Raw genomic sequence first — 19469 nt, 5'->3', positions numbered from 1 at the left:
TGGCCGTGAACCGACTATTGCGCTGGATTTTTACGCTGTGTGTGGCGTATCCGGTAGTGCTGGTATGGCTGGGGGTTTCTGTCTGGCAGCGAAAACAACTGCCCCTCAAAGGGCCGGCAATTGTGGTGGCAAACCATAATAGCCACTTAGATATATTGACGCTGTTTACCTTATTCCCCTTATCGACGTTGTCACAAGTTCATCCGGTCGCGGCAGCGGATTACTTTCTACGTAACCGCGCCATTGCCTGGTTCGCCATTAAAGTGATTGGCATTATTCCGGTAACCCGTGGTGGTGCAGCTAAGGGCAGTGACCCTTTGGCGGGCTGCATTGAAGCGCTCTCCAATAACAAAATTGTGATTCTGTTTCCTGAAGGAACCCGTGGCGAACCGGAAAAGTTCTCCGAATTTAAATCTGGTCTGTGGTATTTGAGCCGCCAATTTCCCAGCGTACCCATCACTCCGGTGTATATGCATGGACTAGGGCGGGCCATGGGAAAAGGACAGCGCATCCCAGTGCCATTCTTTATTGATATCTATGTTGATAAACCTTTCTATTTTCATGATGACAAACAGATATTCCGAACTGAATTACAGCAGCGTTTTATCGCCCTGCAACAGCTCGCAACAAGGAAAATGCCGTGACTCAAGGAAATCGTATTGCTCAGGAACTGACATTTACCACCAGTGACAATGTCGCGCTATTTTACCGCTGTTGGCCGGCGCAAAATGGCCCAGCTAAACGGGTCATCGTGCTATTTCACCGTGGTCATGAACATTCAGGACGTCTACAGCATATTGTTGATGAATTGATGCTGCCGGATGTGACATTTTATGCATGGGATGCCAGAGGGCATGGTCAGTCGCCGGGGGATCGTGGCTATAGCCCAAGTCTGGCTCGTTCGGTACAAGATGTTGATGAATTTGTCCGTTTTGCCGCCACTGATAGCCAAGTCGCGATGCAAGATATTATGGTGGTGGCACAGAGCGTGGGGGCGGTACTGGTTTCGACGTGGGTACATGACTATGCGCCGAAAATTCGCGGAATGATTCTGGCGTCACCGGCATTTAAGGTAAAACTGTATGTGCCGTTTGCTCGCCCTGGATTAACCTTAATGCACCGTTTACGCGGGCTGTTTTACGTTAAATCCTATGTCAAAGGTAAATTCCTGACCCACGACGCACAGCGTGTTGCCAGTTTTGATAATGACCCACTGGTCAGCCGCCCAATTGCGGTCAATATTCTGTTAGATCTCTACCGCGCCGCCGACCGAATTGTGCAGGATGCTGCGGCCATTACCTTACCGACACAATTACTGATTTCGGGTGACGATTTTGTGGTCCATCGCGCGCCACAGCAACAATTCTACCAGCGGCTGAGTAGCCCGGTGAAAGAGCAACATATTTTGCCCGGTTTCTATCACGACACCTTGGGTGAAAAAGATCGCCAACTGGCGTTTGATAAAATGCGTATTTTTATTGAGCGCCTGTATACCGAAGAACTGCCTCGCCACAATTACCGCTATGAAGATCGCTGGAGTGCCAGTGCGGACAGCTATCGCGCACTGCAAGTGCCACTAAAACCCTATTCTGCTGAAGGATTATACTATCGCGCATTGCGCTATGGCATGAAGACACTGGGCAGCAGTGCTACCGGGGTACGTTTAGGGTTCGAAACCGGTTTTGACTCTGGCAGCACGCTGGATTATGTCTATCGCAACCAGCCGGAGGGCAAGAACAAGCTAGGAAAGTATCTTGATCAGCAATATCTCAACAGCATTGGCTGGCGCGGCATTCGGATGCGTAAAGTCCATCTGCAACAGACAATCCAAATGGCACTGACGCAACTGCGTGATAAAGGGATGCCACTGCGCATTGTCGATATTGCCGCAGGTCATGGTCGTTATGTGCTGGATGCCCTGACCGAGCAACCTGATGTTGAACAAATCCTGCTCCGTGATTATAGCGAGCTGAATGTAGAAAAAGGGCAGGCCATGATTGCGCAGCGCAATCTGGCTGAAGTGGCCCATTTTGAAAAAGGCGATGCCTTCGACCGGGACTCTCTGGCGAGTCTGACGCCCAATCCTACACTGGCGATTGTTTCTGGCTTGTATGAGCTATTCCCGCAAAACGAGATGGTTGCGGCGTCATTGGCTGGGCTGGCAGCGGCGGTTCCGCCCGGCGGCGTGCTGGTCTATACCGGGCAACCTTGGCATCCACAACTGAAGATGATTGCCCGTGCATTGACCAGCCATCAGGGGGGCCAGCCGTGGGTAATGCGGGTGCGCAGTCAGGGTGAGATGGATGCGCTTGTCGAGCAGGCCGGTTTTGATAAATGCCATCAGTTGATTGACGAGTGGGGGATTTTTACCGTGTCGCTGGCGGTACGTCGTGCGCATGACTGAGGTTGATAGTCTGGTAAGCTGCAGGCAGCTCTGGCGACGAGCTGTGCTGTGGCTATTGTTGCTGGCCCCACTATTTTTTATCAGCTATGGCCAGACCAACCATTTCACCGCAAGCCGTGTTGGCGTGGGCAGTGTGGTATATGGCTGGGAGCACCATATTCCTTTTTTGCCCTGGACGATTGTGCCCTATTGGAGCATTGACCTGCTCTATGGTTTGTCGCTCTTTATCTGCACTTCGTTACGAGAGCAAACTCGACATGCATGGCGCTTGGTGATGGCCTCGCTGGTGGCCTGTCTAGGCTTCCTATTATTCCCACTCAAGTTCAGTTTTGTTCGTCCAGTGACTGACGGGCCATTTGGGTGGTTATTCCAACAGTTGGAAATGTTTGACTTACCATACAACCAAGCACCTTCATTGCACATCATACTGGCCTGGTTGTTATGGTTGCGCTTCTGGCCGCACTGCCAAGGGACATTGCGTTGGTTAATGAGTGGCTGGTTTGCATTGATTGCAATATCAGTTCTGACCACTTGGCAGCATCATGTGATTGATATTGTCACTGGATTGGCGGCGGGTGTTGTTGTCAGCTATTTGATCCCGATAAATAGCGGTTGGTGTTGGCAGCGACCGTGTCGTCCGGCTCTGAAGCTGGCGCTCTGGTATGGCGGTGCAGCGATACTGGTGGGTAGTTTGGGTCTGTGGCTGGGGGGCGGCTGGTCTATACTGGGATGGTTAGCACTGGCTCTGCTTGCGGTGGCTGCTGGCTATAGCGGTTGGGGCGTGGGTGTGTTCCAAAAGCAGCAAGATGGCCAGATTTCACCTTCAGCCCGCTTGCTATTATGGCCTTACCGGCTGGGGGCGTGGCTCTCGATGTATGGCTTCACCCGCCGATTGCCCCAAGCGGTAGAAGTCGCAGACGGCGTATTTATTGGCAGTTACCCGCGAGTACCGTTAGCGCAGGCCAGTGTATTGGATGTCACCGCAGAATTTAGCCGCAGCCTTAACAGCCGCCATAAAGCCTATATATGCTGCCCATTGATGGATTTAGTGGTGCCGACGCAGAAGCAATTGGCCCAGGCAGTTGCGAGCCTTGACCAACTCCAGCAGCAACAGGGGACGGTGTTGGTTCATTGTGCGCTCGGTATGTCGCGCAGTGCATTGGTGATTGCGGCATGGTTGTTAGATACGCAACGAGTCGCGACTGTGCAAGCGGCGGCTGAGTTGCTGCAGCAAGCTCGCCCACAAGTGGTGTTGCAGCCGCAGCATTTACACGCACTCGCGCTATGGCAAAAGAGGAAAACAGCATGCTAAATCACCCCGTCGCCGGGCAGGTGTTGACCATTCATCTTGCCAGTTGGCGTTATCTGGCTGCCTTAACGCTGCCACCCATCATCTTTGCCCTATGGGGCGCCGATAGCATGATTGCCGCACTATTATTACTGCTTGCCGGTGTTACCCATTATTACTGCTGGCGTTTATGGCTTGATGAGCGACTTTTTGCTTTGCTGTATACCAGTGAGCCGCAAACAGCGGATTTTGATATGGCGTTACAGCAATTATGGGGCGGAAAGCCAGTGAATGGGCGCTCTCTCGACTCGCGCTGGCGCGGGGCAACTAAGCTATTGCATCGCGCTATGTTTAGCACTTTATTATTGTGGCTGGTGATGGTCAGTGCGCCGTTGATTGACTTGTTTTGGATCACTTGGCCGCGCTAAAAAAAGACGGCACCGCTAAGTGCCGTCTTAGGTTACTGATTCAGAGAACTGAAAAGGCTAGCTGTCTTTTTTCTTACCAAAAATCTTCAGCAAGGCACCGACGGCACAACCAATAACGACACCCAGAATAACCCATTCAGTAAATGACATAATCAAACCCTTTCATTTGTTTGGCCTGATTATATAAATTATTCCCAGCTTGTCTATGTCAGGCCATCTCCGCTTTTATAGCTTTGCCAGCATTTCTCGGGTGACAAGGACAATGCCGTTGTCTGAACGATAGAAACGACGGGCATCTTCATCGGCATTTTCACCAATGATCATCCCCTCAGGAATGGTACTGGCACGATCAATTACGCAGCGCTTCAAGCGACAAGAGCGGCCGACATTGACGTCGGGTAGCAATACGCAAGAATCAATATTACAGAATGAGTTGACGCGAACACGGGAGAACAACACGGAGTTAACCACCACGGAGCCGGAGATAAAACAGCCGCCGGAAACCAACGTATTCATGGTCATGCCATGGCTGCCAGAGCGGTCCTGAACAAATTTTGCGGGTGGTAGTGGCTCGGCATAGGTACGTATTGGCCAATTAGGGTCATACATATCGAGCTCAGGTGTGATGGCGGCCTGATCGAGGTTAGCTTGCCAATAAGCATCCAGTGTTCCGACATCCCGCCAATAATCAGGGGCATCAGGCGATGTGGAAACACAGGACAGAGAGAACGGATGTGCCCAAACATGGCCCTGTTCAGTGATTTTTGGCAGAATATCTTTACCAAAATCATGGCTACTACTTTCGTCTGCATGATCGCTCTCAAGCAGGCCAAACAGGAACTCGGCGTTAAACACATAAATCCCCATACTGGCTAGACTACGGTCTGGCTTACCGGGCAGTGTCGGTGGGTCTTCAGGTTTCTCCCAGAACATTTTCACTTGCAGATCTTCGGATACTTCCATTACACCAAAGGCAGTTGCTTCCTCCTTTGGCACTTCAATGCAAGCTACGGTGCAGGCTGCGCCACTCTCTACGTGGTCCAACAGCATGCGTGAGTAATCCATTTTATAAATATGGTCCCCCGCCAAAATCACCACATATTCAGCGCGATAGCGGCGGATGATATCCAGATTCTGGAACACCGCATCAGCAGTACCGGTATACCAATGCTCTTGGCCTTGACGTTGTTGCGCCGGTAATAAATCAACAAACTCATTCATCTCTTCACTGAGAAATGACCAACCATGCTGGATATGTTGTACCAAGGTATGGGACTGATACTGCGTTATCACCCCGATACGGCGAATTCCTGAATTAAGGCAATTAGATAGTGCGAAGTCGATAATGCGGTATTTTCCACCGAAGTGAACTGCCGGTTTTGCCCGGACAGACGTAAGGTCTTTAAGGCGTGAGCCGCGGCCCCCGGCAAGGATCAGGGCTACAGCTTTATTGGGAAGTTGTCTGGCCGACATAACTCTGTCGATATCGCCTGCTTTCCGCATGTCAGACTCCTTATGATTTGTCTATTGGATTATGGGTTATTTCCATCAACCCTACGGCGCTAGCTATGGAGCGGATAGTAGGTCTGTCTGGTTCCTCCTTAAGTATAAGCATTGTTAATTACATAATCGGCTAATTAGCATTCTAACAATGAGAAGCGAATCAAGTTTAGCGCGTCCCAACACAAAATTTTTTCATGTTAGCCCTTCGTCTACCAGGGGTATGCCTGTTTGTTGCTTTAGTACATTGTGAGGTGAGTTATCGTCGACCATACTCGATAGGGCAAAAATATTCGTAGTTTTAATAAGGATATAAAATTATGACAGTAGCAAAAAAACCTCTGCGGTTCGCCGCACTAACTTTGATGCTAAGTAGTTTTACTATCAGTGCTGCGCCAGTTGTCGCACAACCTGGCGGTTACACTTTGGAGCGCGTGGTGATTTTGAGTCGCCATGGGGTTCGCTCGCCGACGAAACAAACACAGCTAATGAATGATGTAACACCTGACAAGTGGCCGCAGTGGCCTGTAAAAGCGGGCTATTTAACCCCTCGCGGGGCGCAATTAGTGACGCTAATGGGCGGATTTTATGGTGATTATTTTCGCAGTCAGGGGTTATTACCTGCGGGATGTCCGGCTGATGGCGCTATTTACGCACAAGCGGATGTTGACCAACGCACCCGGTTAACCGGGCAGGCATTCCTCGATGGCGTCGCTCCGGGTTGCGGCTTGAAGGTCCATTATCAGGCTGACTTGAAAAAAATAGACCCACTATTTCATCCGGTTGATGCCGGGGTTTGCAAGTTAGATTCGGTACAAACTCATAAGGCAGTTGAGGAGCGGTTGGGGGGGCCATTAAGCACATTGAGCCAGCGCTATGCCAAACCTTTTGCTCAGATGGGCGAGGTGCTCAATTTTACGGCGTCACCTTATTGTAAAATGTTACAACAAAACGGAAAAACTTGTGACTTTGCCACTTTTGCCGCCAATAAGATTGAGGTGAATAAAGCAGGGACGAAAGTCTCATTAAGTGGGCCACTGGCGCTGTCATCCACATTAGGTGAAATTTTCCTGTTACAAAACTCACAAGCGATGCCGGATGTTGCCTGGCATCGGCTCAGTGGGGCCGAAAATTGGGTTTCTCTACTATCGCTACATAATGCGCAATTTGATTTGATGGCGAAAACACCCTATATCGCCCGCTCTAAAGGCACTCCGTTGTTACAGCAGATTGACACCGCGTTAGTGCTACAACGCGATGCACAGGGTCAAACACTCCCATTATCACCACAAACTAAAGTACTTTTCCTCGGCGGGCACGATACCAATATCGCCAATATTGCGGGTATGCTGGGGGCTAATTGGCAGTTGCCGCAGCAACCGGATAATACGCCGCCAGGAGGGGGATTGGTCTTTGAGCTTTGGCAAAATCCTGAGAATCACCAACGCTATGTAGCGGTGAAGATGTTTTATCAAACGATGGACCAACTAAGAAATGCCGATAAATTAGATCTAAAAAATAATCCTGCCGGGATTGTTCCTGTGGCCATAGAAGGTTGTGAAAATAGTGGTGAGAACAAACTTTGTCAGCTTGAAACTTTCCAAAAGAAAGTAGCCCAAGTGATTGAGCCTGCTTGCCATATTTAAACTGAGCTTATCCGGTGGCCGAGAATAGCTGCCGGATAAGTTAATCAATCTTGGTTATAAATGGAATTTGCCTTTGTCATAATTACATTTTGTTATTAAATGGCTTTTTGATAATTACTGTTATTATATAAATAACAATGACCGGAGCAACCGAGTAGATAGGGGTTAGCTCCGGTATATAAGTATCGATACTAATAAATTGAGTTTCTAACCTACCAATATTCTATGTAGGGAAGATTATTAGCCGAGTCTGACTAAATCGAAAGGCACATAGCGTTCGCCTGTTTGCTGTAATTCTACCACCGGCTCACGCTCAGCTTGTACTGGTGCCAGACCTTCCGCATGGATAGCTTTCGCTACGTCGATCTCCCCGGTTTGCGCGACCATTACACGTTTGCCTGGGATAATTTGGTTTCTGTTTCTGTCATAGACTTTAACCATATTAACCTCCAATAGTTATCCGATAAGGTTCAACAACTATCGAGTGCAACATTCGCACTTAATATCAAACCACTATCTAAGATATATACCTATAGCCAAAACAAAGATGAATAGCTAAATAACTGCCACACACAGGCTACGCTCGATGAGGTCAATTTCTTTGCCTCAGGTCAAACTATTATTGGGTTGGCTTACATTGCGAGGAAAATGATATTTATTTTTTTGCCACGGATCAAGTCTGATATGCATTTTTTTATGCTTAATTTATGGCATATAAAATGTAGCCTATCACTGTGATAAATCCGCCTTATCCGCGGATTTATCACAGTCAGTGGCAGCAGTCAGCCATCAATTATATCAGCGTTTTCTGGGTCAATGACTCCAGTATTTTTAGCGGAGACTGCTGGGGGTGTTTCATACCGTCAACCGGCAGTAGGAAGGTCTGTTCCAGCATATATTGCCCGCCCATCGCCGCATGTGGCGTTTGATCTGAGAAGCAGATCCAACTGCTACCCGAAGGAAAATCAATGGCTTGTTGTTGACCATTCTTTTGATAATCCAGATCTGACTTCATTTTATCATGCAACTGAAGCATCAAATGATCGTAATGGCTACGGCGGCGCTTGGTGATACCGACCTTATGTTGCAGCCAACTGCTAATAGGGGAATAGCTATCAAGCTGTGGTAAATAGCGGCTGGCAAGCTGTGTAAAATCTTCTCCGACTCGCCATGACCGTGGTTCACCATGAGGATTGATATTGGTAAAGATTCGGATGATGCGCTCGCCATAATTTGGTCGCGAAGGAAAAGCATCAATATGTAAGCGGCTATCGTCCTTACGCCACGATGTTTTATCGCGCCAGGCGGTCACCGGATGCAAGCGCAGACTATTGGTTGGGCTGCGTAAGGCCGTGGCATATTCCGGCAATAATTGATTCACCAGACTGAGGCAACTCTGATAATAACGCTCAAGCAATTGGCGGGTTAATGCCACTTTACTTTCATCAGTGACACCGGTAAGTGTGCCTTCCTGTGGTTTAAAACTGATATTTTTACGTTTAACATCAACCAATGCAGGGTCAAGCAGTTGCTTTTCCTGCTCACTTAACTCAAAGGTTAGATGAGGTAAAAACAGCACTTTACCTTGCTCCAGCGCTTCGATGGCACTGGTGTTTTCCGCATTGCTTTGATCCCAACTGCTGTAGGGGAGCGTAAGAATCGATGAATCTAACGCATGACTTTGATTATAATTGTTCATCAACTTTCCGCTTCTAGATATTAATTTTGTCGATCATAACTTTTTATTATAGGTAATGTGAGGTCTGTGGCACAGATTTTAGATTTTGTTTGTCTTCGTTATCTGCACTAATGGTGGCAGCCGTCGCATAATCGGGGAGGATTTTACAATTGAAGTCTGGATTTCGGCATGTTCTGACCAGCGATCGATGATGATATCCAATTGATCCATGGAATGAATGTATAAGCGGCTAACAAAGCAGTCGTCGCCAGCAACTTTATCACATTCGACACATTCCAACGTTTCCTTAATCATCTCTTCGGTGATGTGCCGCATTCCGGGTAAAGGCTTCACACGCGCAATGGCTTGTAAACCGTAGCCGAAGGCCCGCTGGTCCAAATCCAATGTATAACTACGGATGATATTACGTTCTTCGAGGCGTCTTAGGCGCTCGGATGTACTGGGGGAGGAGAGGTTGACTTGTTGAGACAGGTCTTTCAGGGATATCCGTGCGTTGTCTGCTAAAATTGCAATCAATTGTTCGTCAATTTTGTCCATGCCTGTCGCCTCTTATTATTAGATACAATAGCGTTATTATAGGCATCATTTTGATTTATTAACGATATTTACCTAGCAAAAAGAATATGTCAGGTCAATAAAAGGTAAGTTTTCGACAGTTGCTAATGATGATAAAGCTGGCGATGACCTCAATGAGGGTTACCAAGATTTAATGACTGGAAGCCTAATTTTGGCTAAAAGATAAACTCATACCTCACCTGGTCTCTGGCTGGGTATGAGTATGCTGATTATTGTCTGATCGCCGATGTACTGGCTAATGATGCGGTATCATTCAGTTCATTGCTTCGCATCGACTTTTTTTGCAAATAGGCTAAATCATAGACATCATAAAAGTCTATTTCACCTTTATTACTAATTATATTTTTAAATCGCAGCTTAAAATCATCACTGATATTTTTATTATTAAGTATTTCATCAATTGCTTGGCTTGATAATGCGCGACTGAAGAACCATTCGCCGTTATAACAAACACGTAAATCAAGAATGCCAATATCATCAAACTTAAATACGGGTTTGATTTCCATCATCAGAACGGCTGACATCAAGACAAAGAAAACGGTAAAGGCGATCATATAGCCAGTACCAAAGTAAGGTGTTAAGTACATTAAAACTAATACAAAAAAGTATGAGATCAACATCGCCAGGCAGAGGTAGGGATGTTTGTAGACAAAATCGCTGTTAAATTTTAACCGGCCATCTCTATTTTCTTTCTGGTTTATTCTTGCGATGTCGTCGATTAATATTTTTTTAATTATGTCCATAATTATGACCTTGTATTTAATAGCGCATAAAAATTAAACCATAATGGTTTGTTATAGATTAGCATGAAAAGTTAAATTTAAGGTATATCAATTCGATGAATTAGTTTGCAAAACTGTTATAGCTAAGCAGGGGCGATATTACTATTTTATTTATTCATCAGGTGAAAGCAATCACTTCAACTTTCACCTGATGAATCTTCACGATACGGGCAGTTATAGGTCGAAACCACGCTAAGCGGTCAGCACAATTTTACCAATATGTGTACTGCTTTCCATCAATTCATGGGCCTTTGCTGCATCTTCCAATGGGAACGTCTGAAATATTTGCGGTTTCATTTTGTTCTGACCCAGCAGCGGCCAAACTTGTTGTTCCAGCTCTTGGGCGATGAGCGCTTTTTCTGCCACACTGCGTGAGCGCAAAGTTGAGCCCGTATGTGTGAGGCGTTTTAACAGCATCAACATAAAGTTTAGATCTTTGGCATTGCCATTCTGCGTACCAATCTGAACAATACGACCATTCATAGCAGCAGCGTCATAGTTACGCGCGACATAATCGCCAGCAATTAAATCAACAATAACATCAGCGCCTTTTCCTGCGGTGGCCCGCTTGGTTTCAGCAACAAAGTCTTCTGTATGATAGTTAATGGCAATATCGGCACCTAACGCCAGACATGCCTGACGTTTTTCTTCGGAACCGACGGTAACAATAACTGTTTTTGCGCCGAATGCCTTACTTAATAAGATGGCCGTGGTTCCGATACCCGAAGAGCCTCCGTGAATTAATACTGTCTCACCGGCAGTAAAATGGCCGCGCTGGAATAAATTGGTCCACACAGTGAAGAATGTCTCTGGCAGGGCGGCGGCTTCTATTTCTGTCAGGTTGTTAGGGATAGGCAAGGCATTCGTTTCATGTATAACACAGTATTGGGCATAACCGCCCCCTGCGATGAGCCCACAGACTTTATCCCCAATCTTAAAGCGGCTGACACCGGCGGCGAGAGCAACGACCACACCTGCGACTTCTAGCCCTGGAATATCTGACGCTCCGGGTGGTGGAGCATATTGCCCGCGACGCTGCATGACATCAGGGCGGTTAACTCCAGCGGCTGAAACCTTAACTAATATTTCGCCCGCAGCGGGCATAGGTGTCGGTCTTTTTACTGGAACGAGAACCTCTGGACCACCAGCTTGGGTGATTTCAATCGCGACCATATTTGCCGGGAGATGAGTTAACGATGTCATAATATTCCTCTTGTCGCATGAAGATACTAAGTCAATAGCTATGCTAATAACCGAATGACTATCTTAGTCCCGCAATAGAAATAGTTCATGGCGAGAATGTGCTTAAGTGATGACGATATTGTCAGAGTTTGAGGGTATCGCAGGAGTCGAAAACAAAAAAGCGCCCGATAGGGCGGGCGCATAAATTTGCAAAGGAGTAGTACATGTATGGCTTATTGCATGGCTACAATCAAGACTAAGAGATGTTTGGAACACTTTGATAGTAGAAGGCTTCCTCTTGGGGCGATATAGGTATAAATCCGAAATCACAGAAAACGATCACTGAATTTACTTCACCCCAATAAAGATAAAACCTGGATTTTATACCATCTGATTACTGGACTTTGTACTGCCAACGGACCTGATACTGATAAATTTCATTGGTCAGTAAATGATCGGTATGGACACTAGGGCTCCAGGAGTCATCGCCGCCCACTCCCATATGAAAACCATCAATATTCAGCCAAGTGCCCGGCTCTGGTTTAAGCAAGTGTTGATGGCTAGTCGTCATTAACTGCTGCGTGCTATAACGGCTGATACCAAAATGGAACTGTCCAGTTAATTGCCAGTTTCCGTAATTCAGGTTGCGAGTATTGCAGCGCAGACCATTTTCACTTGGGAATATATAGGGAGTATGCATTTGACTGAGAGATTGTTGCCAATGTCCAAATTGTGCAGAGAGCTGGCGATCAGGGTAGTTCTCGTGCGGTCCTAAGCCTAGCCAGTCAACATTTTCGGCGACATCGGATAATTGGCAGCACATACCAATTCTTGCCGGGGAGGGGAGTGATGTAGCGATTTGAACCCGGACATCAATAGTCATTCGACCATGCTGATCAAAGTGGTATAGCCAATGTGAATGCAATAGCTGTTCATCGGCAAATTTGTAGCCATACTCCGCGCTAATCTGTATTGAGAGAGATAATTTATCGGCCTGTAGCGATAAACAGTGCTGCTCTAATTGATACATCCCAGCTTTTTTCCAGCGCTCAACCCAGGCGTTGGGATCAATACGAGTTGCCTCACTAATACCGATATCGTTATCTAAGGGGGCGCGGACAAATTGATCTCGTAACGGGGCCAACAACATGGCTTTTTCGCCTACCCACCACTGTTCTAATAATCCAGTTTGCCGACTGAATTGCCAGCGCTGCTGCTGATGGACCACCATAATATGGTGTGCATCTTGTTGTAGTTGGAGATGACTCGGTGTGGCAACTTTAGCTTGGGAGTGACGAGTGAAGGAGAGTGCCTGAGGTAAACGCCACTGATGCCAGGCGCAGCGATGATTATTTGACGACCAAGATGTTGCTTTCGTTTGTCTGACTTCAACGTTCAGCCATAGATTCCCTAATTTATCGATGGTCGGTAGTTGTTCAGCCAGAGTGTAATGCTGTGTGCTCTCGGGGGATAAATTCAGCTCAAAATTTCCTTCCAGAACTAATTTCCCCTCTGACTCTATTCGCCAATAGAGCTGTTCGTTGTCACTGTTTCTGAATAGATATTCGCTGGTTATGCTTATTACTAGCGGAGTGGTGCTTAGTAATGAGAACTGGAAAAATTGCTGAGCACATTGTGCTTCATATAAGCTTGGATGAGGAGTACGGTCTGGAAAAACCAGCCCATTCATACAGAATTGGCGATCATTTGGGGTATCGCCAAAGTCACCGCCATAAGCCCAATAAGGTTGGTTATTTTCATCATTACGAATCAAGCTCTGGTCTACCCAATCCCAAACAAAGCCCCCTTGTAGCCGAGGATGCTCACGGAACGCTTGCCAATAACGGGCAAAATCGCCAAAACTATTTCCCATCGCGTGGGCATACTCACACAAAATCAATGGGCGAGATTCATCTGGTAAACCAATCCATTTCTTTATTGACCATTTAGGTACGGCAGGAAACGGTTGGTCTTCATCCACTCGGGCATACATTGGGCAAACAATATCGGTTGCAGCAGTATTTGCACCACCGCCTTCATATTGGACTGGCCGGGTGGGGTCATTGGATTTTATCCAGCGATAGAGGGCATCATGCGTAGCTCCGTGGCCGGACTCGTTACCTAACGACCAGATGATAATACAAGCATGGTTACGGTCACGCTGAACCATGCGGGTAACTCGTTCGCTGAAAGCAGAAAACCACTGTGGGTCATCGGCTAGTCGCCCCATCGGCTGCATTCCATGGGTCTCAATATTGGCTTCATCAACAACATACAGTCCATAGCGGTCGCACAGCCGATACCACAACGGGTGATTGGGATAGTGCGAGCAACGTACAGCATTAAAATTATGTTGCTTCATCAGAATGATGTCTTGCAACATACTTTCTTCATCAATGGCTTGACCGGTTTGTGGATGATGTTCATGGCGGTTAACGCCACGAATCAGCACTGCTTTGCCGTTTACCTTGAGCTGCCCTTGATGAACTGCAACTTGCCGAAAACCAACATCATAGGCCTCGACCTCGATAAGTTTCTGTTCACTATTGAGTAGAGAAACGACAGCACGATACAGCGTTGGTTGTTCCGCGCTCCATAATAATGGAGAAGTTACCCGAAGGTTTAAGTGGGTACGATCCGTATAATTGCCCCGTTCATCAATCGCCTGTGTACCAAGGGGCTGCTGTAAATCTGCGACCAAAGTATCTGCGAGGAAAAGCTGAACACGGACTTGGTAGGCTCCGGTGATTTGCGGATTATTAATATCAAGCAGTGGGATATTAATCGCCGCTATCACCTTTAAGTTAGCTGAACTGAATTCGGGAGATAGGTGAGTTGCAATATGAATATCTCGCAAATGAATATCAGGTTTGTGCAGTAAACTGACATCGCGGAAAATGCCGCTCATCCGCCACATATCCTGATCTTCCAAATAACTGCCATCACTCCAACGCAACACCAATACCGCAATACGGTTATCGCCTGTCTGTAAATAAGGCGTGAGATCAAATTCCGCAGGCAAGCGGCTGTCTTGCGAATATCCCACCCATTGACCGTTACACCACAGATAAAATGCAGAATTTACCCCATCAAAAATAATGCGGGTTTGTCCTGACGATAGCCAGTGAGGTTCTAAAGTAAAATGACTTGAATAGCAGCCAGTTGGGTTTTCCTGCGGTACACGAGGGGGATCGACAGGGATGGGATATTGCACATTAGTATAAATAGGTGTGTCGAAACCATGGAGCTGCCAGTTGGCGGGTACTGGCAGTGATGTTGCCTCAGGTAAATCATGCTCAACCCAATCATCGGGGACTAATTCGGGCTGAGTAAAGTAGCTAAATGCCCATTGCCCATTGAGTAGCCGCCGTTGTGGCGAGTCGGTGTCGCTTTTAGCAGCGTCAATATCACGCCAACTGTGAAAAGGCGGGTGTGCTTCGAGACGATGATACTGCGTCACCTGCGGGTTTTCCCAATCCCGGCGAGACAGAATCTGCGATAGGGTTGGTTTCACTTGCTGTTCAGCCTTTTGCAGTGACGTCATGGTATCAGCCTCATATTTGGTGAGTATTTTCTTGTTTTAGTCAGCGATAAAAATAAATGTTATGCGCTCACAATTTCGATGCAGTCAAGATGGATTCAGCAGAAAGTAAAGTAAACAGCGGCGGGTTAAATAGTCGAGAGTGATCGCATTTATTCACTTTCACGCGCTTTAGGATTAAATATGGCAGTTGTTTGGCGTATCGTCAGTTCGGTGGTCAACAGCAAAGACTCAGAAAGAGGCTCAATGGTGTGGTGCAGTCTGACAATCAGGCGAGAAACACTTTCTTCACCTAATAATTTAAAATTTTGTCTGATCGTCGTCAGTGGGGGATGAAAGTAGGCGCTGTCGGCGGTGTCATCATAACCAATCACCGAAACTCGACTTGGCACATCGATATTGTGCTCATGCAGGGCGCGTAGCACTCCCAGTGCCATTTGGTCGTTAGCAACTAAAATGGCGCTAAAGGGGATATTGCTGGTAAGGAGTTTCTGTGCTGCCTGATAACCACTTCGAGCGTTCCATTCTCCATAATAGACCGCTTGCGGAACTAATGAGGCGGTACTGAGCGCTTGTAACCATCCCTGATAACGTAATTGGGCAGAAATCGCGTCTTTCGGCCCGCAGATAAATACAATTTGTTGGTGGCCTAATGCAATAAGGTGCTCAGCCCCCTGAATTGCCCCTAATTTAGGATCGAATAAAACACTAAACGCGGCAGATTGCGGGTCTACATCAAGAAAAAGTACTGGGGTATCAGCGCATTGCTGGGCAATCTTCTGGCTGCGCTTCGGTTTTAAAGGGACATTAACTAGAATGCCATCAACCCGTTGAGCCAATAGCTCATTGATGGCTTGTTGACAGGCATGTTCACTATGGTCATCAATCATAGCAATAACGACGTTATATCCCAATTCACGGGCCTTTCGTTTAATAGCCGCCGCTATCTGTGAAGGAGCATGTAAGGAGAGGTCGGTGGTGGCTAATCCTAGTGTTAGGCTATGCTTTCCCGCAAGCTGCTGAGCAACCCGGTTAGGGACGTAGTTCAACTCAGTCATCGCTAACTCCACCTTATGGCGAGTTTTTGGCGAAACATGCGGTGCCTGGTTTAGAACGCGAGATACGGTTTGATATGAAACACCAGCCTGGCGCGCAACATCATCTAAAGTGGCAGACTTGGCTTTCATGTATTCCTCTCAGGTATAGATGGCTGCTTATTATAGCAAATTCAATAGATAAACTTTCAGCCGCTCCCCGCAAAGATGATGAAAATAGGCTGTTGAAGATATTTTTACTCTGTTGAGACTAAAAGCACTGCGGTGCCGCCACCTATTAATAATAATTCTGGTGATTATTATGTGTAAAACAAAGCTTCAAGAGTATAATAAATAGCTTTTTTGGCTTTATTTTAGTCATACAAACAAGAATCTGTAGTTTGCCTGCTAAAAAGAGTTGCTATTAAAAGCCGGTCATGAGTTAATGCGTCTCGGCCTGTGGTACAGACCTATTTATGCACGACATCTTGAGTAAAGTGGTTCATATTTAAAGCGTTATCGTTGATAGCTCTTCACTGACGAATTTCCTTCATAGTGCCTCCATAAGTAACGACTGATAACCGGCTATAACACGCCCATGGTGGCAAAATTTTTTAATAAAGGAAATACACATGTCTAACATGATGAAAGGTCAAGTAAAGTGGTTCAACGAGTCTAAAGGCTTCGGTTTCATCACTCCAGCTGATGGCAGCAAAGACGTGTTCGTTCACTTCTCTGCAATCCAAGATCAAGGCTTCAAGACCCTGGCTGAAGGCCAGAACGTACAGTTCTCTATCGAGAACGGTGCTAAAGGTCCGTCTGCAGCAAACGTAACTGCAATCTAATTGGCCTTTGGCTGATTATAAAAAAACCCGCTAAGGCGGGTTTTTTACTTTCTAGTGCAAAGCAAAATCCAATCAATTAACACTCCCTCTACATCGATTCGCTGATTTACCTAACTAATCCTCTGCGTGAATATTTCCCTTCAATATTTTCATCAAAAGCATACCGTTGAGTGCGCGTAAACCTTATCATTCTCACCTGATTCTGTACTACACTAGCAACATTGATTTAACCAAAGGTAATATCATGAAAGTGAATGATCGGGTGACAGTAAAAACCGATGGCGGCCCACGACGTGAAGGGGTTGTTTTAGAGGTGGAACAGTTTAGCGAGGGTGTCATGTACTTGGTTTCGCTAGAGGATTACCCTGCGGGCGTCTGGTTCTTTAATGAAATTGACAGCCATGATGGCACCTTTGTTGAGCCACTGCATAAGTAGTGTTTTTGACCCTTTTAGCTGCTGGGTGGTTATCGAGCAGTAATAAAAAACCGGAGGAAGGTGGATACCTTGCCTCCGGTTTTGTTATCTATTTTTATAAATCATAGCTCGGCTGAATTATTGCTAGTGATAACTTAGAAGGTTTCCCAATTCAATGAGTCATCACCTGACTTTTTATTGGTGCTGGTTTTATTCTGGGCTGTCGACATCGGTGCTGGGTTTTTAAGCGCCGTGGATGAGTTGCGTCCCTTCAAATGGAATACCGCGACCGCTTGAGTCAATACTTCAGCTTGTTGCTCCAGAGATGCTGCCGCTGCGGAGGCTTCCTGTACTAAAGAGGCGTTCTGCTGTGTCACGTTGTCCATTTCGGACACGGCTTGCGCCACCTGACTAATACCGCGGCTTTGCTCATCAGATGCCGATGCAATTTCACCCATAATATCAGTTACATGGGTGACGGCAGTGACTATCTCTTTCATAGTCTTACCTGCATCGGACACAAGAATTGAGCCATCGCCAATAAGATCAACTGAAGCTTCAATTAATGACTCAATTTCTTTGGCAGCATCAGCACTACGCTGCGCCAGATTACGAACCTCACTGGCCACCACGGCAAACCCACGGCCTTGCTCACCCGCGCGGGCAGCCTCAACGGCTGCATTTAATGCCAGGATATTGGTTTGGAATGCAATGCTGTTAATGACATTGGTGATTTCAGCAATTTTCATTGAGCTGAGAGATATTTTATCCATGGTGCTGACAACATCGTTAACGATATCACCACCTTGAGCCGCTTTTCCTGATGCGTTAGCCGCCAGTTGGCTGGCATGGTGTGCATTTTCCGCATTCTGCTTCACTGTGGCGGTAAGTTGCTCCATGCTGGCGGCTGTTTGCTCAAGTGACGCCGCTTGTTGCTCGGTTCGGGCGGAAAGGTCAGTATTGCCCAATGCAATTTCACTGGAGCCTTGATAGATAGATTCGGCGCTGCTGCGAACGGCTTCAACAGTTGAGGATAGTGAATCCTGCATTTGCTGAATGTTGTTGCCTAGTACACCGATTTCATTGCGGCCAAACGAAACTGAACTCTGGGTTAAATCACCTTGAGCAATGCGCTGGATCCGCTCTACCAGCCAGTTAATCGGCTTGATAATTACTTTGCTGATCACCAAGAAAGCAATGACTGTCAGCAGCAAGGCGAGAATAAAAGCTCCCCCCATCAGAATGTAACCCAGGCGTGCTTCTTGTTGAGCAGCCAGATTGATTTGATTAGCGCGCTCAGTACGATATTTAACTGCTTTTAACAGTGGCTCATTGTAGGCGTCATCTAACTGATTGAGTTTTTCTGCTTCTAGCGAGATAACTTCTTCAAAATGCCCCTCTTTGGTCGCGGCCAGCATGAGCTTCATCCCATCGTCGCGATACTCTTCATAAGCTTTTTTCAGTGGTGCATCTAAGGCGGTGTCGGTTTCGGATTTAATCGGGCGGTTATAGTAGAGGTTAAACATTTGCTGAGATTGAGAAATAAGACTTTCTGCATTTTTCAGACCTTGTTGATAACCTTGAGTATCACCGATACGTGCCGATGATGCCGCTTGAATCAAAATAAGGCGTGCTGTACGCAGGTGGTTCGAGCTGTTAGACAGGCCCAGACGGATATCCAGTTCTTGAGTCGCTTCTTCCAGCGATTGGTTACTTTGTTTTAAAAAGTAGCCAGAGGTACCAATTGCCGCTGCAAATAACAGCAGTATTCCCGCCAAAATGGCAATAAACAGAGTGACCAGACGCATATTATTAACAAATAATACTTTCGTATCTTTATTATGTTCTGGCGCTATTTTTATATCCGATGGGTTATGCGTACTTCCACGTTTCATTGTTAGTTCCGTTTCTATAGTCGCTCGAGGAAAGGTCCTTGCCTGATATATCCTGACTTGATGCTACCGTGCTGTTGACTGACGAATGGCAACACCAGTGACTCCGGATATAGGCATCGCTACTTAAAGTTAATCCACCCCTATAATTGAAATAATTTTCACAGTCCTTTAAGAACCTATCGGCAAAGGCCCTAAAATAGTTAGAGCTATAAATGAGACTGTGATCGCAATTTG

16 protein-coding genes are annotated in these 19469 nt (G+C 46.6%); 7 read left to right on the top strand and 9 right to left on the bottom strand.

Annotation, left to right across the window (positions count from 1 at the left end; translation table 11 throughout):
* Positions 1-5 precede the first annotated feature (5 nt).
* The 4 genes from N0H69_RS16590 to N0H69_RS16575 are packed head-to-tail and all read left to right on the top strand — an operon-like array spanning position 6 to position 4120.
* Positions 6-644, top strand: coding sequence for a lysophospholipid acyltransferase family protein (locus N0H69_RS16590; RefSeq protein ID WP_050121917.1), 639 nt, complete (start codon positions 6-8; stop codon positions 642-644).
* Complete coding sequence (locus N0H69_RS16585; RefSeq protein ID WP_050151329.1) at positions 641-2404, top strand: bifunctional alpha/beta hydrolase/class I SAM-dependent methyltransferase; 1764 nt, start codon at positions 641-643, stop codon at positions 2402-2404. The genes N0H69_RS16590 and N0H69_RS16585 overlap by 4 nt, the downstream gene beginning before the upstream one ends.
* Positions 2397-3716 carry a phosphatase PAP2/dual specificity phosphatase family protein gene (locus N0H69_RS16580; protein WP_050151328.1) on the top strand — a complete coding sequence of 440 codons (1320 nt, stop codon included), beginning with the start codon at positions 2397-2399 and terminating at the stop codon, positions 3714-3716. Before N0H69_RS16585 ends, N0H69_RS16580 begins: the two co-directional genes overlap by 8 nt.
* Complete coding sequence (locus N0H69_RS16575; protein WP_072077533.1) at positions 3710-4120, top strand: hypothetical protein; 411 nt, start codon at positions 3710-3712, stop codon at positions 4118-4120. Before N0H69_RS16580 ends, N0H69_RS16575 begins: the two co-directional genes overlap by 7 nt.
* Before the next feature lie 225 nt (positions 4121-4345).
* Here N0H69_RS16575 and glgC read toward each other — a convergent pair whose 3' ends face one another.
* Positions 4346-5623, bottom strand: a complete 1278-nt coding sequence (gene glgC, locus N0H69_RS16570; protein WP_050106718.1) for a glucose-1-phosphate adenylyltransferase — start codon at positions 5621-5623, stop codon at positions 4346-4348.
* Between the two features lie 317 nt (positions 5624-5940).
* Here glgC and N0H69_RS16565 point away from each other — a divergent pair, with 317 nt between their 5' ends.
* Entirely contained in the window at positions 5941-7266 is a 1326-nt protein-coding gene (locus N0H69_RS16565) for an AppA family phytase/histidine-type acid phosphatase (protein ID WP_050151327.1), read from the top strand.
* Positions 7267-7506: 240 nt separating this feature from the next.
* On the opposite strand, the gene ydfZ is transcribed toward N0H69_RS16565, so the two are convergent.
* The 7 genes from ydfZ to N0H69_RS16530 form a co-directional block, all read right to left on the bottom strand.
* Positions 7507-7707 carry a putative selenium delivery protein YdfZ gene (ydfZ, locus tag N0H69_RS16560; protein ID WP_032910764.1) on the bottom strand — a complete coding sequence of 67 codons (201 nt, stop codon included), beginning with the start codon at positions 7705-7707 and terminating at the stop codon, positions 7507-7509.
* Positions 7708-8059: 352 nt separating this feature from the next.
* The gene (gene kdoO, locus N0H69_RS16555) at positions 8060-8965 is read right to left on the bottom strand and encodes a Kdo hydroxylase KdoO (protein ID WP_050151326.1); all 906 of its coding nucleotides are present in this window, start codon (positions 8963-8965) and stop codon (positions 8060-8062) included.
* A 78-nt stretch (positions 8966-9043) separates the two neighbouring features.
* Entirely contained in the window at positions 9044-9502 is a 459-nt protein-coding gene (locus N0H69_RS16550; protein ID WP_050106715.1) for an Lrp/AsnC family transcriptional regulator, read from the bottom strand.
* Positions 9503-9750: 248 nt separating this feature from the next.
* A complete protein-coding gene (locus N0H69_RS16545) occupies positions 9751-10284 on the bottom strand; it encodes a YlaC family protein (protein WP_050106714.1) in 534 nt (177 codons plus the stop codon).
* A gap of 231 nt (positions 10285-10515) precedes the next feature.
* Positions 10516-11526: an NAD(P)H-quinone oxidoreductase gene (locus N0H69_RS16540; RefSeq protein WP_050106713.1), complete on the bottom strand. Its 1011-nt coding sequence runs from the start codon at positions 11524-11526 to the stop codon at positions 10516-10518.
* Between the two features lie 373 nt (positions 11527-11899).
* On the bottom strand, positions 11900-15049 hold the full coding sequence (locus N0H69_RS16535) for a beta-galactosidase (RefSeq protein WP_050151325.1): 3150 nt from the start codon (positions 15047-15049) through the stop codon (positions 11900-11902).
* A 149-nt stretch (positions 15050-15198) separates the two neighbouring features.
* Positions 15199-16233, bottom strand: a complete 1035-nt coding sequence (locus N0H69_RS16530) for a LacI family DNA-binding transcriptional regulator (protein ID WP_050151324.1) — start codon at positions 16231-16233, stop codon at positions 15199-15201.
* A 479-nt stretch (positions 16234-16712) separates the two neighbouring features.
* Here N0H69_RS16530 and cspE point away from each other — a divergent pair, with 479 nt between their 5' ends.
* The gene (gene cspE, locus N0H69_RS16525; protein ID WP_002210893.1) at positions 16713-16925 is read left to right on the top strand and encodes a transcription antiterminator/RNA stability regulator CspE; all 213 of its coding nucleotides are present in this window, start codon (positions 16713-16715) and stop codon (positions 16923-16925) included.
* 244 nt (positions 16926-17169) lie between these two features.
* Positions 17170-17361 (top strand): protein DsrB, encoded by a 192-nt coding sequence (gene dsrB, locus N0H69_RS16520; protein ID WP_004701013.1) that lies wholly within the window; start codon positions 17170-17172, stop codon positions 17359-17361.
* Between the two features lie 134 nt (positions 17362-17495).
* On the opposite strand, the gene N0H69_RS16515 is transcribed toward dsrB, so the two are convergent.
* Positions 17496-19235: a methyl-accepting chemotaxis protein gene (locus N0H69_RS16515; protein WP_050106710.1), complete on the bottom strand. Its 1740-nt coding sequence runs from the start codon at positions 19233-19235 to the stop codon at positions 17496-17498.
* Positions 19236-19469: the final 234 nt, after the last annotated feature.

Origin of the sequence: Yersinia alsatica, assembly GCF_025133195.1 — a bacterium.
Taxonomy (GTDB): domain Bacteria; phylum Pseudomonadota; class Gammaproteobacteria; order Enterobacterales; family Enterobacteriaceae; genus Yersinia; species Yersinia alsatica.
The sequence above is the reverse complement of the archived record's forward strand: the minus strand, read 5'-3'. Positions and strand labels throughout refer to the sequence as shown.

Bases quoted from the DNA above. Each gene is read 5' to 3' on its own strand.
- N0H69_RS16545 (WP_050106714.1), bottom strand. From the start codon at position 10,284: ATGGACATAATTAAAAAAATATTAATCGACGACATCGCAAGAATAAAC.
- cspE (WP_002210893.1), top strand. From the start codon at position 16,713: ATGTCTAACATGATGAAAGGTCAAGTAAAGTGGTTCAACGAGTCTAAA.
- N0H69_RS16535 (WP_050151325.1), bottom strand. From the start codon at position 15,049: ATGACGTCACTGCAAAAGGCTGAACAGCAAGTGAAACCAACCCTATCG.
- dsrB (WP_004701013.1), top strand. From the start codon at position 17,170: ATGAAAGTGAATGATCGGGTGACAGTAAAAACCGATGGCGGCCCACGA.
- N0H69_RS16580 (WP_050151328.1), top strand. From the start codon at position 2,397: ATGACTGAGGTTGATAGTCTGGTAAGCTGCAGGCAGCTCTGGCGACGA.
- N0H69_RS16515 (WP_050106710.1), bottom strand. From the start codon at position 19,235: ATGAAACGTGGAAGTACGCATAACCCATCGGATATAAAAATAGCGCCA.
- N0H69_RS16565 (WP_050151327.1), top strand. From the start codon at position 5,941: ATGACAGTAGCAAAAAAACCTCTGCGGTTCGCCGCACTAACTTTGATG.
- N0H69_RS16530 (WP_050151324.1), bottom strand. From the start codon at position 16,233: ATGAAAGCCAAGTCTGCCACTTTAGATGATGTTGCGCGCCAGGCTGGT.
- N0H69_RS16575 (WP_072077533.1), top strand. From the start codon at position 3,710: ATGCTAAATCACCCCGTCGCCGGGCAGGTGTTGACCATTCATCTTGCC.
- glgC (WP_050106718.1), bottom strand. From the start codon at position 5,623: ATGCGGAAAGCAGGCGATATCGACAGAGTTATGTCGGCCAGACAACTT.
- ydfZ (WP_032910764.1), bottom strand. From the start codon at position 7,707: ATGGTTAAAGTCTATGACAGAAACAGAAACCAAATTATCCCAGGCAAA.
- N0H69_RS16550 (WP_050106715.1), bottom strand. From the start codon at position 9,502: ATGGACAAAATTGACGAACAATTGATTGCAATTTTAGCAGACAACGCA.
- N0H69_RS16540 (WP_050106713.1), bottom strand. From the start codon at position 11,526: ATGACATCGTTAACTCATCTCCCGGCAAATATGGTCGCGATTGAAATC.
- kdoO (WP_050151326.1), bottom strand. From the start codon at position 8,965: ATGAACAATTATAATCAAAGTCATGCGTTAGATTCATCGATTCTTACG.